Genomic DNA, 15,153 nt, shown 5'->3' on the forward strand with positions numbered 1-15,153 from the left:
GCCATCGCTCCTGTGCAAAAGGTAATCACCGGAGGGGCCTTTCCAAGAGGGTGTAATATACATGTGAACAACCCGTTAACTTCCGCAGGCGGCGCGCGATTATTTCAACAGGCCGGGCCAGGCCTTGTCCGCCGTCTCTATCCGGGCCGCCGCGCTTTTCGTCCAGATCGTTCTTACCGCCCTGGAGGCGTTCAAAAAGAGCCGCCCTTCGTGGATGGTGAAGGCCTCTGGGTCGGTTGGCGCCACATAGCCCTCGGAGGCCGCATAGGCGCAGTAGCCGCCGTAGGCGGGCGCGTATTTTTGCGGCATCCGCTCAAACCGCTCCCGATTCGTCGCGGTTGAAAAGCGCCACGTCGTGCCCATCCACATCAGTTGATAGGCCTCTTTGCCCCGCACCGGGCCGCCCTCGCTGAAGTAGGAAACCGGATCATACCCACCCAGCGCAAGGCCGGAGGCGGAATAAATAGGCGGCTCCCCGGCAAGCGCCGGGAAGGCGGCTGCACCAAGGGCGGTGGCAATGAACAGGCGGCGCGTGAGCATCATGGCTTCTCCTTGGGCCAAAGGATGGCCCAGTGCCGCGCGCCCGACTAGCCCCTTCGCAGAAAGGTGAAATCAGGAAACATTTCGCGACGCAGCATAAAGCGATACGGCGGCCGCGTTGGACACATTGAGCGAGCCGAAATCGCGGGCGAAGGGGATTTTCACCAGCCTGTCGCAGGTCTCCTTGGTGCGCTCGCGCAGCCCCGGTCCCTCGGCCCCGAGCACCAGCGCAATCGCGGCCCCTTCGGGCATTTCGCCAAGCGCGTGATCCAGGGTTTCCTCCGCCTCGCCATCAAGCCCGAGCAGGATGTAGCCAAGGCCGCGCAGGGTTTCCATCGCGTTGGCAAGGTTCTTCACCCGCAGGTAGGGCTGGCGCTCCAGCGCCCCGGAGGCGGTTTTGGCCAGGGCCCCGGTTTCGGGGGCTGAGTGGCGGGCGGGGGCGATGACCGCTTTGGCGCCGAACACCTCAGCCGAGCGCAGGATCGCGCCCACATTGTGCGGGTCTGTCACCCGGTCAAGCAACACCGTCAGCGCCGCCCCGGCACCGGGATAACAGGCATCCTCCAGCCCACCCCAATCCAGCGGGCGCACCTCAAGCGCGGCCCCCTGGTGCACCGAACCAGGATCAAGCGGCACCGGAAACCGGCGCGGATCGGCGATCTCCGGCTCAATCCCGGCGCCGGCCCAGGCATCCTCGCCCAAACGGTCGGCGGCATTGCGGGTGAGCACCAGCCGCAGCTTTACACGGGCCGGATTGGCCAATGCATCACGCACCGCATGTAGCCCAAAAAGCCACAGCCCCTCGCGCTTTTCACGTTCCTTGTCGATCACCCAGGACGGTTTCTTGGCCACGTTTCTCTGCCTTTCCCTTGTCGGGCCTCTCCATGCGGCCCGCCCGGAAAAAGCGCAAGGTTTTTCGTCTTGACGGGGGTGAGGGCGGCGTTTATCCACCCCTTCGCAGTGGGCGACAGGCCGCAAGGTGTGGCAGGGGACTGTAACTCCCTCGCGGAGACGCACGCCTGGTTCGATTCCAGGGTCGCCCACCACTGCTCCCCCTCTTTCACAGCGTTGCAATGTGATCGCATCCGCGCGATGCTGCATGTGCATCCTTGGTCGGAGCTATCGCTGTGCGCATTGTCCAAACCCTTGCTTTTATTGCCGGTATAGGCGCGGGCACCGCCGCTTGGGGCCTCGATGAGATCACCGATTTTGCCCATAATCCCGGTGCGTTGCGCGCCTTTCTGCATCGCCCTGAAGGGGCTGGCAGCAACCTGCCGCTGATCGTGGCGCTGCATGGCTGCACCCAGGAGGCGGCTGATTTTGACAATGAAACCGGGTTGACCGCCCTTGCCGATGACCTCCCCGCGCTGCTTCTCCTCCCCGAGCAAACCCCCGCCAATATGGCCCGGCGCTGCTTTCGTTGGTGGGACACCGACGATAATCGCCCGGCCTCAGGCGAAAGTGCGTCGATTTTGGCGATGATCGACCATGCCATCGCGGTTGAGGGGGCCGATCCAGACCGGGTGTTCATCCTGGGCCTTTCGGCAGGGGGCAGCATGGCGGGCGTGATGATGGCCAACCACCCTGCCCGGTTTCAGGGCGGCGCGGTGATCGCCGGGCTTCCCTTTGATTGCAATCGTCCCCGAGGCCTTTTTGACGGGCTTTGGTGGTGGCTCCACACTTGGGGCCTGGACGGAGCCGATGCCTCTTATGCCTGTGGGCTCCTCGGCGCAAAACCTGCTGACCGGGAGGCAACCGACTGGGCTGAATATGCCAGGTCGGTGGCAGCGGGGCCGCAAATCTGGCCACCGGTATCCCTTTGGCAGGGTGGCGCAGATGGCACCGTCAACCCCGATAACCTGCGCGAGTTGGTTGACCAATGGACCGGCCTGCACCAGATAAACGCGCGGCCTGACAGCACTGAAACCGTGGGAACCGCCACAAGGCAACGCTTCTTCGATGCACAAGGCAAGCCACGCGTCGAAGCCTGGGCCCTGCCCGGCTTCCCCCATGCGGTGCCGATTGATGGTGATGGAGATCCCCTGCCCTGCGGAACAACCGGGGCCCACATCGCCGAGGCCAACCTTTGCGCTGTGCGTGAGATCGCCCGCTTCTGGGGTTTGCACCAACAATAGCCAACTCGCGGTTTGGTCACGGGCTTCGGCATCAGGTGCTGTCAAACCTCAGCATTCTCTTGCCAAAAATATCCCCGCCGGAGGCGAATAAAACAAAGGAATGCGCCGCAGGCGCTCAATTTAACAACAGCTCATCCAAGGAAATGGCCAAGGATGCGGCGGGTCCATTTGCCGTAAGGTGGGCGGATCAGCGCGGCACCGTTCCACTTGGCCTGGGTGAACACCGATTTCGCGTGGCTCATCGAGCGAAACCCTTCAGGCCCGTGATAAGACCCAAGACCAGAGGGGCCGATGCCGCCGAAGGGCAGGTCATCAACCGCCACATGGAGCAGCGTGTCGTTCACCGTCACCCCGCCGGAGGTGGTGCCGCTCAAAACCGCCTCGCGGGCGGCGTCATCAGGGCCAAAGTGATAGAGCGCCAGCGGACGGGGCCGCGCGTTGATATAGGCAATCGCCTCGGAGATACTGTCATAGGGGACAACGGGCAGCAGGGGGCCAAAGATTTCCTCCTGCATCACCTTCATATCGTCATTCACCCCGGTGAGCAGCGCCGGCCCATCGCCACCTTCCAGCAGGGCGATGCGTTTTGCGCCCTGGGCCTCGGCGTCATCCGTAAAGGCCGCGAGGCGCTTTGCGTGGCGGGCGTGGATGGGGCCGGTGAGGTTCGCGTCAGCCGCGCCGTCCGGGTAAAGTGCGCGCGCGGCGCTGATCATACCGTCACAAAAAGCCTCCATCTCGGCGCGGGGGACCAGCGCGTAATCAGGCGCAATGCACGTTTGCCCGCCGTTGGCCAGTTTGCCAAAGGCGATGGAGGCAGTGGCCTTTTCAAGGTCGGCACCCGGCGCAAGCACAGCAGGGCTTTTGCCACCGAGTTCCAGCGTCACGGGGGTGAGGTTTTTGGCTGCCGCCTGCATCACCTTGCGGCCCACCTCAGTGCCGCCGGTGAAGAACAGGTGATCAAACGGCAAGGCCGCAAAGGCCGCGCCGAGCTTGGCATCGCCCTGCACCACCGCCACCTCGCCCGGACGAAAGAGATCATCAAGCAAATCGGCCAGCACGGCGTTGCAAGCAGGGGTAAATTCGGACGGTTTCAGCATCACCCGGTTGCCAGCGGCAAGGGCCGTTGCGAGCGGGACAAGGGCCAGCAAAATCGGGTAGTTCCATGGCGAAACCACCCCAACCACCCCTTTGGGCTGGTAGTGCACATGCGCGCGCCCCGGCCAGAGCGCAGGGGTCACCCGGCGGCGCTCGGGGGCCATGAACCGGCGCAGATTGGCATCAAGGTAGTCGATGGCATTAACCGTTGGCAGAATGTCGAGCAGCTTGGTTTCGTCAGGTGCGCGATTGAAAAAGTCCTGCGCGGTGGCCTTCGCAAGGTCATCAGCGCGTTTCACCACCGCTCTTCGCAGGCGTGAGAGGGTGGCGCGCCGGGTGGCCAGTTCGGGCGCAGGAGCCTCGGCGAAGGCGGCGCGTTGGGCGGCAAGAATGGCTTCAAGGTCGGTCATATTTTTGGCCTTTCAACAGGGCATCAAGGAAGGCCTCGGCCTCCCGCGACGCGAAAATGAGCGTGTGGGTCATGGCGTGGTCACGCACCTCCTGTGGCGGCGTTTTGGAAGCTGTCAAAGCGGCTACAGCCTACCTCCCATCCATCATCCTGCAGGCGGGTCGAAGGTCAGGGCGTTTTTCTTGGGCGGGCGCGCGCATCGTCAGCCTCTGCCGCCACCTTGGCCATCACCACAGGGTTTATCCCCTTTCCCGGCGGCCTGCAAAGCGGCCACCGGGACGCGGGGTTGACCGCTTGAAACGCGGACAAGGCGCATGGCTTACCAGCTGCCGGTATTTTCCATGCTAGCCCAAGGTTCTTGCGGGGCTTGGGCATCACCCTCCTGAAGCAGCTCGATCGAGATGTTGTCGGGCGATTTCACAAAAGCCATCCAGCCATCGCGCGGCGGGCGGTTGATGGTAACACCCGCGTCCATCAGCTTTTGGCAGGTCGCATAGATATCATCGACCCGATAGGCGAGGTGGCCCCAGGCGCGGCCGGTTTCAAGCTTTTCGTCGCTGTCCCAATTGTAGGTAAGCTCCAACTCGGGCGCGCGGGTTTCAATGGCGCTGGCTTTGTCAGCCGGGGCGGCGAGGAAGATCAGGGTAAATTTGCCCTCGGGCACCTCGGTGCGGCGCACCTCTTCAAGGCCAAACTTGTTCACCCAGAAATCAAGGCTTTCGTCGATATCGGTGATGCGAACCATCGTGTGAACGTAGCGCATTGCTGCCCCTCCTTTTGCTTCTGTCTGGTCGCAAGATAGGGCTGCCCGGCGCGGCGTCTATGGCATAAGCACTTCTTTGCGCGTTATCTTCTGCTGGTCGAGCGCGCCGTCCCGGTAGACGAGGCGCACCGTTACGCTTTCGACCGATTTCGCAGGCGCGGTGACAAGCGGGATCGGGTCATCATCGAGCATCACGTTGGGGTTGGCGAACTCGGTGTGGCACTCGCCCATCTCCAACTCGGTGGTTGGTGGATCGTCGTTGAACCCATAGTGGACCTCTTGCAACCCGCAGCGCCATGAGGTGAGCGCGGTGAAGAACACGAAGTCCTGCGCGCCCTCGACGCGGATCGCCACCCATCCCGGCTTGGCCGCATCAAGCGCCATTTTGGTAAAAACCGGGTCCATGAAGTCTGCCGCGGTGGCGGATGTGGTGGCCTGTGTGGCGGCAAGGCACGCAGCCAAAGTGAACTTTCGGAAATTCATCAGGGTCTTCCCCCTTTTCGCAAATGATCTGATCTCTATAGTGGCCCCAAAATAAGCGGGGCTGAGGGCAGTATGGCCGCGAAGGCGCGAAAAGCAAAACCTTTCAATATCCTTGTGGTGGCACAGGGGGGGCGGCTGCAATATGAAGCGCTGCTGTTTGCGGCGTCGTTGCGCCACTCTGATCCCGGCTTCAAGGGCCGCCTGATTGTGGCCGAGCCGCAGCCCGGCCCGCGCTGGGAAAGTGACCCGAGGATCCAAAGCCACGGCGTGCGAGAAGCGCTGGAGTGGCTGGGCGCCGAGGTGCTGCCCTTCGAAAGCAAGCATTTTGGCCAGTCCTACCCTTATGGCAACAAGATCGAGGCACTCCGGGTGCTGCCGAAGGGCGAGCCTTTTGTTTTTTTTGACAGTGACACGCTGGTCACCGGCGCACTTTCAAAGCTGGCGTTCGATTTCAAGCGTCCCTCGGCCTCGATGCGGCGAGAGGGCACATGGCCGGAAGTGCCGCTTTACGGGCCGGGCTACGGCGGCATCTGGAAATCACTCTATGACAAGTTGGGCCTTGAGTATGAAAGCAGCCTCGATCTGAGCCAGCCGGATGAATACTGGCAGCGTTACCTTTACTTCAACGCGGGCTGGTTCTTTGGCCCATGCGGCCCGAGCTTTGGCGCGCGGTTCGAGGAGTATGCGCTGGCGATCCGCGATGACACACCGGATGCGCTGGCCTGCCAAGAGCTTGATCCCTGGCTTGATCAGGTGGCGCTGCCGCTGGTGATCCACTCCTTTGGCGGTGGCCGTCCGGGGCCGGAACTTGACGGGCTGGACGGCGATATCACTTGCCATTGGCGAGTGCTGGCCTTGCTGTTCGCGCGGGAAAGTGACCGGGTGGTCGAGGTGCTGCAAGAGGCGGCCGCGCCCAACAAGGTGAAGAAGGTGCTAAAGGAATACGAGCCCTTCAAGCGGATGATCTACCAGAACAAAGGCACACGAGCGCGGGAGATGTTTGACCGCGACAACCTGCCGCGCAAGGAACAGCAGATGCGCAACCAATTGAAGAAAAAGAACCTTTGGTTGCGCTAGGCGCGGTCAATCCATTTCCGGATCGGGGCGCAGATGCGTCAACCTACCCGCAAAGAGCCGCGCCAGTGCCTGCTTCAAAAGCTCCACCGTGCTGAACGCCCCCCTTGCGGCGAGCGGTGTCAAGCAAGACCCTCACCATGAGAGAACCCGCCAAGGAGATGCGCACGATCATCGGGCCGATGACAGCTTGATGTTCCGGCATACCTTGCCCCAGCATGGCCTTTCGCGCCCTCCCTCAACTGCCTTGGCCTTGGCACCAAACCATGCCCAAAGGGAAGCGGCGGCCTGAAAAGCCGGGATCATGCCCTACAATCCGCTTGGTTTTATGGAGCGCGTTCCGTTTTTGAGGAGGGGCCAAAAACAGCATCCCTTCCGGACAATGGCTGATTGCCGATGAGGGCGTGTTCGCCTAGTTTGCGGCCAAAACCAGCCTCAGGGAGAGAACTATGACCGCCAATTACGGTTTCGACACGCTGCAAATCCACGCGGGCGCTCGCCCCGATCCGGCCACTGGCGCGCGCCAGACCCCGATCTACCAAACCACCGCCTATGTGTTTCGCGACGCCGATCACGCGGCGGCGCTTTTTGGCCTGAAAGAGGTGGGTTACATCTATTCGCGGCTGACCAACCCCACCGTTGCCGTGCTGCAAGAGCGCATTGCCACGCTGGAAGGCGGCGCGGGCGCTGTGTGCTGCTCGTCGGGCCATGCGGCCCAGATCTTGGCGCTGTTTCCGTTGATGGAACCGGGCAGAAATGTCATTGCATCCACACGGCTTTACGGCGGGACCGTCACCCAGTTTTCGCAAACGATCAAGCGGTTTGGCTGGTCGGCCAAGTTTGTTGATTTTGATGATCTCGACGCGCTGGAAGCGGCCGTCGACGATGACACGCGGGCGATCTTTTGCGAATCCATCGCCAACCCCGGCGGCTACATCACCGACCTGCCCGCCGTGGGCAAACTGGCGCAAAAGGTGGGCCTGCCGCTGATCGTGGACAACACAGCGGCCACCCCCTACCTCTGCCGCCCGATCGAGCATGGGGCAACGTTGGTGGTGCATTCAGCCACCAAATACCTCACCGGCAACGGCACCGTCACCGGCGGCTGTGTGGTGGATTCCGGCACCTTTGATTGGGCCGCATCGGGCAAGTTTCCCTCCCTCAGCGAACCGGAACCAGCCTACCATGGCCTCAATTTCGCCGAGACGTTCGGGCCGCTGGCCTTCACCTTCCACGGCATCGCCATTGGCCTGCGCGATCTGGGGATGACGCTGAACCCCCAAGCCGCCCATTACACCCTGATGGGGATCGAAACCCTGAGCCTGCGGATGGAGCGCCATGTTGAAAACGCCAAAAAGCTGGCCGCGTGGCTTGAAACACACCCGGCGATAGAGGCCGTTACCTACGCGGGCCTGCCCTCCTCGCCCTACCACAACCGTGTGAAAACCGTGTGCCCCAAGGGCGCTGGCGGGCTATTCACCATCGTGCTGAAGGGCGGCTATGATGTTTGCGTCAAGCTGGTGGATAGCCTTGAGCTGTTTTCGCACGTGGCCAACCTCGGCGACACGCGCTCGCTGATCATCCACTCGGCCTCAACCACCCACAGCCAGCTTTCGGAAGAGCAACAAAAGGCCGCCGGGGCTGCGCCCGATGTGGTGCGCCTGTCGATCGGGACGGAAACAGCGGATGACCTGATCGCCGACCTTGATCAGGCACTGGCCAAGGCAACCGCATAAGGCCGCGGGCAGCGGCGCTCCGCCTGTCACCTCGCCGCCATAGGCGGGTTTCCGCCATTTCTGCGCCGTTGCGTCACAACATCGGGAGGCCCGCCAGCGGGCTTCCCATCCCCCTCACCGCAAACAAATTTCCCTATTGTCGCCAATCGGTTGGACGGCAAAGCGAAAGGGCGCGGCGCGACATCGTGATAAATTGAAAAATTGCCCCTCATGCTGTAGAACACATTTGCGGGACAACAGTGTAACGTTGCCCCAATGCTTGGCCATTTTTGATCCTGTTTTGCTGGACCCGTTTGATGACCCCCGATTTTGCCCTCGATCTTAGCCATGACGGCATCACCCTTTTCGGCCGCGCCGCCGATGGATGGCGGCGTATGGGCGCTGTCGCGCTGGATGCTGACCATCTGGTCGAAGATCTCGCTGCGCTGCGCCACACCGGTGAGGCTGCGGCGAAGGAGGGCAAGCTTGCCACCAAGCTGATGCTGCCCCACAGCCAGATCCTTTACACAACCTGCGCCGCCAGCGGCAAAGACGCGCTGGCCGATGAGGTGCGCATCCGCGCCGCGCTGGTCGGGGCCACGCCCTATGAGGTTTCCGACCTCGTGTTTGACTGGGAGCTTGTTGGCCAGGAATTGAAAGTCGCCGTTGTGGCGCGCGAAACCCTCGAAGAGGCCCGCGCCTTTGCCGCCGAATACGGCTTTGCGCCGGTCTGCTATGCCACCGTTCCACCAGAGGGCGCCTTTAGCCGCGAGCCGTTCTTCGGCCCGGTCGAAACCGGACCGGGCGCAATGATGGTATCTCCGGACCCGGTGCCGATGAAAGTGCTGGGCGATTGGATCGAAGCGCCTTTGGCGGTGGATGAGGGCGAGGCGCAGACAGGCCCTGAAAGCCCGCTCAGCGCACCCTCCGAAGCGGCATTGGATGCAGCCCCGCAGGAGGCAAAAGCCGAAGATCCGCCGGTTGAGGAGGTCAAGGCCGAGGAGGTGGAAACCGAGGAGGCCGCGCTGGTTGAGACCATCCCAGCCTTCCATTCCATCCGCGCCACCGCTGAGCCGGGCAACGCCCCCGCCCTGCGGAACGTGCATGATGAGGCCACCGCCAGCACGGGCCGCAAACTCGGCGGTGCGCGGCGCGAGGAAGCTGCCGCAGAGGCCCCTGTTAACGCCGAAATTGCGGCGCAGCCCGAAGGCACTCGCAGGGGCACAGCGCTGGCCGGGCTGCGCGGCAAGGTCGCCACCTTGCAAAACAGCCGCAGCGCCAGGAAACGTGCGAAAGCCGAGCGCGAAACAATGACCCGGCAAGAGGCCATGGCCGCTGCCATTGCCGAACCAACCAAAACAGAAACCCCGCCCACACGGCCCGAAGCCGCACCAACAGCAGGGCCGGTAGCCAAGTTCCTCAACCGAAAGGCGAAAGAGGCCGCAAAGGCCCCTGCCCCCACGCTTGATCCCGCCGAGGCCCACCCGCAAGACGAAATCGAAGCGACAGACACCACCGGAGCCCAGTCAGAAAATCTGACCGTCTTTGGCGCCAAGGCCGACTCGGGCACGCGCAGGAGCTTCCCGGTGGGTCTCACGGCGGCGCTGGTGGTGTTCATGGCGGTGGTTGGCCTGTGGTCCAAGTTCTTCCTCGGATCAGACAGTGCCAGCACCGATGCTCCCGCAGCTCTGAGCGAGCAAAGCCTTGCCTCTGCCGTGCCGCTGCTTGGCGAGGGCGGTGCCCTCACCCGGTCGATCACCTTTGGTGAGGCGGGCACCAGCGGGGCGACCCTGCCTGACTCACAAAGCTCCGGCACGATGGACCCGGAGCTTGCCGATGCGCTCCAGGCCCCCGTGGTTGAGGGCGAGGCGGAGGCCGCGATTGATACCGCAAGCCTTGCCGATGATCCGTTTTCCGCCTTGCCGGAGCCAGAGTCCGGCGTTTCCGAGCCCTTCTTCGAAAACGCCCCCCTCCCCGAGATGGACGCCGACCCAGAGCTTGCAGACAGTGAGCCAGAGCCGGTAGAGGGCGCCGAACCGCTGACCGATGAAGAAGCCGGGCAAGCCTATGCTGAAAGCGGCATCTGGCAGCGGGCGCCAAGCGCCGATGGCACCCCGGATGCAGAAAGCTCAAATGATATCTTCCTCGCCGCCGTTGATCCGCAGGTTGATCTGCATGACGCCGTGGCCCTGCCCGATGCCGCCATCGAGGCGGAGCCGCAGCGCCAGCCCAATCCGCTGCCACCGGGCCAATTGGTGGTGCTGGATCAAAATGGCCAGGTGATCCCCAGCGAAGACGGGGTTGTCACCTCGGATGGCATCACCCTCTACGCGGGCAAACCCGCCAAGCTGCCGCCCGTGCGCCCCGGCACCCCGGCCACCGAAGCATCCGCGCCGGCCACCAGTTCGCTGGCCGATAACCGCCCAAAGGCCCGCCCCGAAGGCCTGGCCGAAGAGAACCAGAGGTCCAATCTGGGCGGCCGCACCTTTGCCGAGCTTGCAGGCCTGCGCCCCAAGGCACGGCCCCAATCGGTGCAGGATGAGGCCGAGGCCGCCCGCCAGGCCGCTATCGAAGAGGCGGTGAAGAAAAGCGCCGCCGAGGCCGCTGAACTGGCCGTCGAGGAAGAGCAACGCGCCGCCGCCGCCGAAGGGCGGGCCGAGGCCGAGTTGCAAAGCGCCTCCCGCCTTGCCATCGCCTCCTCGCCGGAGCCAAAGTCCCGCCCGCGCGGGTTTGAGCGCAAGGTGGCCGCTGTCAAGAAGCAAAACGAGCGCCAGGAGGCCGAAGAGAAAAAGGCCGCCGCCAATGCCGTGGTGATCCCCAAGAACCAGAAAACCGCGCCGCGCCTGCCCTCCAGCGCCAATGTCGCCAAGGTCGCCACCAGCAACAACGCGCTGAAAATGCGCAAGGTGAACCTGATCGGCGTGTTCGGCTCTTCCTCGCAGCGCCGCGCCCTCGTGCGCCTGCCCTCAGGGCGGTTGGTGAAGGTAAAGGTGGGCGACCGGGTGGATGGCGGCAAGGTTGCCTCTATTGGCGAGAGCGATTTGCGGTACATCAAACGCGGCAAAAACATCACCCTGACCATGCCCCGGGGATAGTTTAGCAGTCTCCAGACTTTACGATGGTATGCCCCCTCCGGCCTGCAATCATCACACAGGATTTCTGGCTCCAGCGGCGATGGTCAAATCGGTGTGCGCGGCGCGGGTCTTGGCGGCTTTCAGCGCATTAACAGCGATTTGGATACGCGCACCCTCAAGTTCGCCGATCAAACCGAAACAGGACGCCAACCATACAGCCGAGATGCTGGACAAGGCGCTTGACCTTAGCCCCAACCACGCCGGGCGGCGCAGGCAACGGTTGGAAACCGAAGCGCTGGTAGAGGGCTATCACGCACGGCTCGGTGGCCCGCGTGCAAAGCCAGATCGTGAACGACGCGCTCCTGCGGGTTTGAGCGGCGCTTGTCACGGGGTGAAGGATTTTGTGCTTGGCGCGGCGAGGGTTTACGGCGCATTTAGGCGCAAGCGATACAAAAATACGATAAGCTCCGGAGTGACGGGGCAATGATTGGCCTGGAAATGCGGGCAGCAGCGGGAGCAGGATGGAAGGTTTTCTCTTTCAGGCGGTGATCTACCTGGGCGCGGCGGTTATTGCAGTGCCCATCTGCGCAAGGCTGGGGCTGGGCTCGGTGCTGGGCTACTTGCTTTCGGGTATCGCGATTGGGCCAATCCTTGGGCTGGTTGGCTCAGAAACACAGGAGCTTCAGCACTTCGCAGAGTTTGGCGTGGTGGTGATGCTGTTCCTGATCGGCCTGGAGTTGGAGCCAAAGGCGCTTTGGCGTTTGCGCCACCGCCTGCTGGGACTTGGTGGAATGCAGGTGGTGGGCACAACGCTGGTGATCGCGCTGTTCGCCTGGTTGTTTGGCAATAGCTGGAGCCTGTCGCTTGCCGTAGGGATGGTGCTGGCCCTGTCTTCCACCGCGATCGTGCTGCAAACCCTCAGTGAAAAAGGGCTGATGCAAACGCCGGGCGGGCGCTCGGTCATATCGGTCCTGCTGACCCAGGATATCGCGGTGATCCCGATCCTTGCGCTGCTGCCCCTGCTTCCGGTGACCGTGGTCATGCAGCTGGATGCTTCCGGCACCATCCAGCGGGGCGAAGCGGCAGACAGCCACGCGATGTCGCTGGTGGAGGGGCTGCCCGGATGGGGCGTGGCGCTGGTTACGGTGGGCGCGGTGGCGGCGGTGATCCTTGCGGGCATCTTCCTGACGCGGCCGTTGTTTCGCTTCGTCCATATGGCCAAGCTGCGCGAGCTTTATACCGCCACCGCGCTGCTGATGGTGGTGATGATCGCCTTCCTGATGAACCTCGTCGGCCTCTCCCCGGCGCTTGGCGCGTTTCTGGGCGGGGTGATGCTGGCCAACACCGAGTTCAAGCACCAGCTTGAGGCCGATCTCAACCCCTTCAAGGGCCTGCTGCTGGGGCTGTTTTTCATCACCGTTGGCGCGGGCATCAACTTTACCGTGCTGTGGAACAACCTCTTCACCATCCTTGGCCTCACCTTCGCGGTGATGTTCCTCAAGGGGGTGGTGCTTTATGCCCTTGGCCTTGTTTTTGGCCTCAAGGGCAAGGGGCGGTGGCTGTTTACCCTGGGGCTGGCGCAAGCGGGTGAATTTGGCTTTGTGCTGATCGGTTTCATGACAGGGCAACGCATGCTGGAGCCGCTGATGGCGCAGATTTTGCTGCTGGTGGTCGCTATGACGATGCTGCTCACACCGTTGTTTTTCATCCTGAATGACAAGCTTTCAACCCGGCTGACCGAAGAGAGCGCCGCGCCGGAGCCGGACGAAATGAACGAAGACGCGCCGGTGATCATTGCCGGGCTGGGCCGGTTTGGCCAGGTGGTGAGCCGGATGGTGCAGGTGGCGGGCGTTAAAACAACGGTGCTGGATTCAGACCTCGACACGGTGAACCTGCTGCGGACCTTTGGTTTCAAAGGGTTTTTCGGCGATCCCAACCGCCCGGAGCTGCTCCATGCCGCCGGGTTGGAGCATGCGCGGGTGCTTGTGGTGGCAATGGATGATCCAGAGGCCGCGGTGCAATTGGTGAGCTATGCCCGCGCTGAGCGGCCTGATCTGCACATCGTCGCGCGGGCGCGGGACAGGCTGCAAGTTTATGAGCTTTACAAGGCGGGCGCCAATGACATTGTGCGCGAACTCTTCGATTCAAGCCTGCGGGCGGGCCGCTATGTGCTGGAAAATATGGATTTTTCCGAGTTTGAGGCGAGCGAGATCGAGAAGGATTTTTACAAGCACGACCGTTACAATCTGCGCGAACTCGCCGAGTTGTGGCAGCCCGAGGCACCGATCATGGAGAACTCCGCCTATCTGGAACGGGTTCGCGAGCTGAACTCCGATCTCGAAGCTGCTTTGGTTGAGGGCTTGCAGGAAAGCGAGACTGCCAAGAAAACCTGAAGCGTTTCGGTGAAAGCCTCAATCGCGGGGGGCCGTTTTACCCCTGTTTGGCAGGATGGATCACTTCAGCGCTAGCGTCTGACGATGGTTCGCAAGCTGGGGCAAGCAAGCTCTGATCGCAGATGCGCTAATCCGGCAGGACACCGCAGAGCGAACCCGCGCAGGCCCTCTACCACCATGGCTTCACCGGCGGGTTCGATGCCATCAGCACACTCTGCCGCCTCTACGCCTCGCCCGTTTGCTGGACCCACTTCAAGGCTGCCGGAAATGCCACGAGTTGATCCCGAAGGCGCTCACGCACAAAAAAAGGCCGCGCCTATAAGGCACGGCCAGTTTTTACCGGATCAGGGCGCGTTCAGGCGGCGACGCGGCTCACCAGAACGTCATCAATCTGCTTTTGCGCAACGGCTTCATCACCGCCCGAAACAGCGGCGACTTCGCGGGTCAGGCGCTCTAGCGCGGCTTCGTAAAGCTGGCGCTCGGAGTAGGACTGTTCCCGCTGGTCATCGGTGCGGTGCAGGTCACGGACCACCTCGGCAATGGCGATCAGGTCGCCCGAGTTGATCTTTTGCTCGTATTCCTGCGCACGGCGCGACCACATGGCCCGCTTGACCTTGGCCTTGCCTTTGAGGGTTGTCATGGCTTTGCTCACCTCATCGGGCGAGGAGAGCGAGCGCATGCCCACTTCGGTAGCCTTGTGGGTGGGAACGCGCAGGGTCATCTTGTCTTTTTCAAACGAGATCACGAACAGTTCCAGCTCTATGCCGGCCACTTCCTGTTTCTCGATCGAAACGATTTTCCCAACCCCGTGGGCCGGGTAAACAACGAATTCGTTAGGGCGAAAGTCGAGCTTCTTCTTGGACATGTAGTGCCTTCTCCGAAAGGATCCCTTGGAGCCGAAAAGGCCCTGTCCCCGGAACGTAGGTGCCGGGAGCGGGCCTTTGTTGCGCTATGTTATCCCCCGCTTCGGGCGAGCAGCGCAGCCTCGGGGGACTAGGATCTTATTTGCATTGGTAAAGACCATATCACAAATTGGGCGATTCTCAAAGCGCTTGGGGAACGCAGAACAGCGCCCCGGCAGATATGCCGCAACGTTCGGGCCGCTTTCGCGCCGTTTGGCCCCGTTTAGCCGCCCTCGCCGGGCGCTTCGGAGAAGAGCTCCATCTTGCCCTCCTTGCCATCCATCTCTTCGGCGGTTGGCAGCGGGTCTTTCTTGGTCACGATAACCGGCCAAAGCTCGGAATACTTGCGATTGAACTCCACCCATTTTTCCATCTCCGGCTCGGTGTCCGGGCGGATCGCATCGGCGGGGCATTCGGGCTCGCAAACGCCACAGTCAATGCACTCGTCCGGGTGGATCACCAGAAAGTTCTCGCCCTCGTAGAAGCAGTCCACGGGGCACACCTCTACGCAATCGGTGTATTTGCAGGCGATGCAGTTTTCGGTGACGATATAGGTCATGACGGCCTCTC

Annotated in this window: 12 protein-coding genes and 1 tRNA gene; 6 read left to right on the forward strand and 7 right to left on the reverse strand. The window is 62.4% G+C overall.

The genetic code is table 11. From position 1 onward, the window contains the following. Positions 1–99: 99 nt before the first annotated feature. Positions 100–543 carry a YHS domain-containing (seleno)protein gene (locus P1U55_RS03325; protein ID WP_301046079.1) on the reverse strand — a complete coding sequence of 148 codons (444 nt, stop codon included), beginning with the start codon at positions 541–543 and terminating at the stop codon, positions 100–102. A 69-nt stretch (positions 544–612) separates the two neighbouring features. Beyond that, entirely contained in the window at positions 613–1,392 is a 780-nt protein-coding gene (gene rlmB, locus P1U55_RS03330; RefSeq protein WP_301046080.1) for a 23S rRNA (guanosine(2251)-2'-O)-methyltransferase RlmB, read from the reverse strand. 110 nt (positions 1,393–1,502) lie between these two features. Between rlmB and P1U55_RS03335 the strand changes: the two genes are divergently transcribed. Together P1U55_RS03335 and P1U55_RS03340 are read left to right on the forward strand one after the other, a co-directional pair. Beyond that, positions 1,503–1,586 (forward strand) — tRNA-Tyr (locus P1U55_RS03335). Positions 1,587–1,667: 81 nt separating this feature from the next. Then, the gene (locus P1U55_RS03340) at positions 1,668–2,675 is read left to right on the forward strand and encodes a PHB depolymerase family esterase (protein WP_301046081.1); all 1,008 of its coding nucleotides are present in this window, start codon (positions 1,668–1,670) and stop codon (positions 2,673–2,675) included. Between the two features lie 131 nt (positions 2,676–2,806). Here the strand turns inward: P1U55_RS03340 and P1U55_RS03345 are convergent, their stop codons facing one another. The 3 genes from P1U55_RS03345 to P1U55_RS03355 all read right to left on the reverse strand — a co-directional run bounded on the left by P1U55_RS03345 (position 2,807) and on the right by P1U55_RS03355 (position 5,425). Further along, positions 2,807–4,180, reverse strand: coding sequence for a coniferyl aldehyde dehydrogenase (locus P1U55_RS03345; RefSeq protein ID WP_301046082.1), 1,374 nt, complete (start codon positions 4,178–4,180; stop codon positions 2,807–2,809). A gap of 318 nt (positions 4,181–4,498) precedes the next feature. Next, positions 4,499–4,942: a VOC family protein gene (locus P1U55_RS03350; protein WP_301046083.1), complete on the reverse strand. Its 444-nt coding sequence runs from the start codon at positions 4,940–4,942 to the stop codon at positions 4,499–4,501. A gap of 57 nt (positions 4,943–4,999) precedes the next feature. Then, complete coding sequence (locus tag P1U55_RS03355; protein ID WP_301046084.1) at positions 5,000–5,425, reverse strand: hypothetical protein; 426 nt, start codon at positions 5,423–5,425, stop codon at positions 5,000–5,002. Between the two features lie 72 nt (positions 5,426–5,497). Here P1U55_RS03355 and P1U55_RS03360 point away from each other — a divergent pair, with 72 nt between their 5' ends. The 4 genes from P1U55_RS03360 to P1U55_RS03375 all read left to right on the forward strand — a co-directional run bounded on the left by P1U55_RS03360 (position 5,498) and on the right by P1U55_RS03375 (position 13,681). Next, on the forward strand, positions 5,498–6,502 hold the full coding sequence (locus tag P1U55_RS03360) for a hypothetical protein (RefSeq protein WP_301046085.1): 1,005 nt from the start codon (positions 5,498–5,500) through the stop codon (positions 6,500–6,502). Between the two features lie 446 nt (positions 6,503–6,948). Beyond that, positions 6,949–8,235 carry an O-acetylhomoserine aminocarboxypropyltransferase/cysteine synthase family protein gene (locus P1U55_RS03365; RefSeq protein WP_301046086.1) on the forward strand — a complete coding sequence of 429 codons (1,287 nt, stop codon included), beginning with the start codon at positions 6,949–6,951 and terminating at the stop codon, positions 8,233–8,235. A 296-nt stretch (positions 8,236–8,531) separates the two neighbouring features. Then, complete coding sequence (locus P1U55_RS03370) at positions 8,532–11,309, forward strand: hypothetical protein (RefSeq protein ID WP_301046087.1); 2,778 nt, start codon at positions 8,532–8,534, stop codon at positions 11,307–11,309. Between the two features lie 500 nt (positions 11,310–11,809). Continuing rightward, complete coding sequence (locus P1U55_RS03375) at positions 11,810–13,681, forward strand: cation:proton antiporter (RefSeq protein WP_301046088.1); 1,872 nt, start codon at positions 11,810–11,812, stop codon at positions 13,679–13,681. Positions 13,682–14,036: 355 nt separating this feature from the next. Here P1U55_RS03375 and P1U55_RS03380 read toward each other — a convergent pair whose 3' ends face one another. Both P1U55_RS03380 and fdxA read right to left on the reverse strand, forming a co-directional pair. Then, a complete protein-coding gene (locus P1U55_RS03380) occupies positions 14,037–14,546 on the reverse strand; it encodes a CarD family transcriptional regulator (protein ID WP_301046089.1) in 510 nt (169 codons plus the stop codon). 260 nt (positions 14,547–14,806) lie between these two features. Beyond that, the gene (gene fdxA, locus P1U55_RS03385) at positions 14,807–15,142 is read right to left on the reverse strand and encodes a ferredoxin FdxA (RefSeq protein WP_301046090.1); all 336 of its coding nucleotides are present in this window, start codon (positions 15,140–15,142) and stop codon (positions 14,807–14,809) included. Positions 15,143–15,153: the final 11 nt, after the last annotated feature.

Origin of the sequence: Vannielia sp. (genome assembly GCF_029212645.1) — a bacterium.
GTDB lineage: Bacteria > Pseudomonadota > Alphaproteobacteria > Rhodobacterales > Rhodobacteraceae > Vannielia.

Bases quoted from the DNA above. Each gene is read 5' to 3' on its own strand.
- P1U55_RS03325 (WP_301046079.1), bottom strand. From the start codon at position 543: ATGATGCTCACGCGCCGCCTGTTCATTGCCACCGCCCTTGGTGCAGCC.
- P1U55_RS03345 (WP_301046082.1), bottom strand. From the start codon at position 4,180: ATGACCGACCTTGAAGCCATTCTTGCCGCCCAACGCGCCGCCTTCGCC.
- P1U55_RS03350 (WP_301046083.1), bottom strand. From the start codon at position 4,942: ATGCGCTACGTTCACACGATGGTTCGCATCACCGATATCGACGAAAGC.
- P1U55_RS03355 (WP_301046084.1), bottom strand. From the start codon at position 5,425: ATGAATTTCCGAAAGTTCACTTTGGCTGCGTGCCTTGCCGCCACACAG.
- P1U55_RS03360 (WP_301046085.1), top strand. From the start codon at position 5,498: ATGGCCGCGAAGGCGCGAAAAGCAAAACCTTTCAATATCCTTGTGGTG.
- P1U55_RS03365 (WP_301046086.1), top strand. From the start codon at position 6,949: ATGACCGCCAATTACGGTTTCGACACGCTGCAAATCCACGCGGGCGCT.
- P1U55_RS03370 (WP_301046087.1), top strand. From the start codon at position 8,532: ATGACCCCCGATTTTGCCCTCGATCTTAGCCATGACGGCATCACCCTT.
- P1U55_RS03375 (WP_301046088.1), top strand. From the start codon at position 11,810: ATGGAAGGTTTTCTCTTTCAGGCGGTGATCTACCTGGGCGCGGCGGTT.
- P1U55_RS03380 (WP_301046089.1), bottom strand. From the start codon at position 14,546: ATGTCCAAGAAGAAGCTCGACTTTCGCCCTAACGAATTCGTTGTTTAC.
- fdxA (WP_301046090.1), bottom strand. From the start codon at position 15,142: ATGACCTATATCGTCACCGAAAACTGCATCGCCTGCAAATACACCGAT.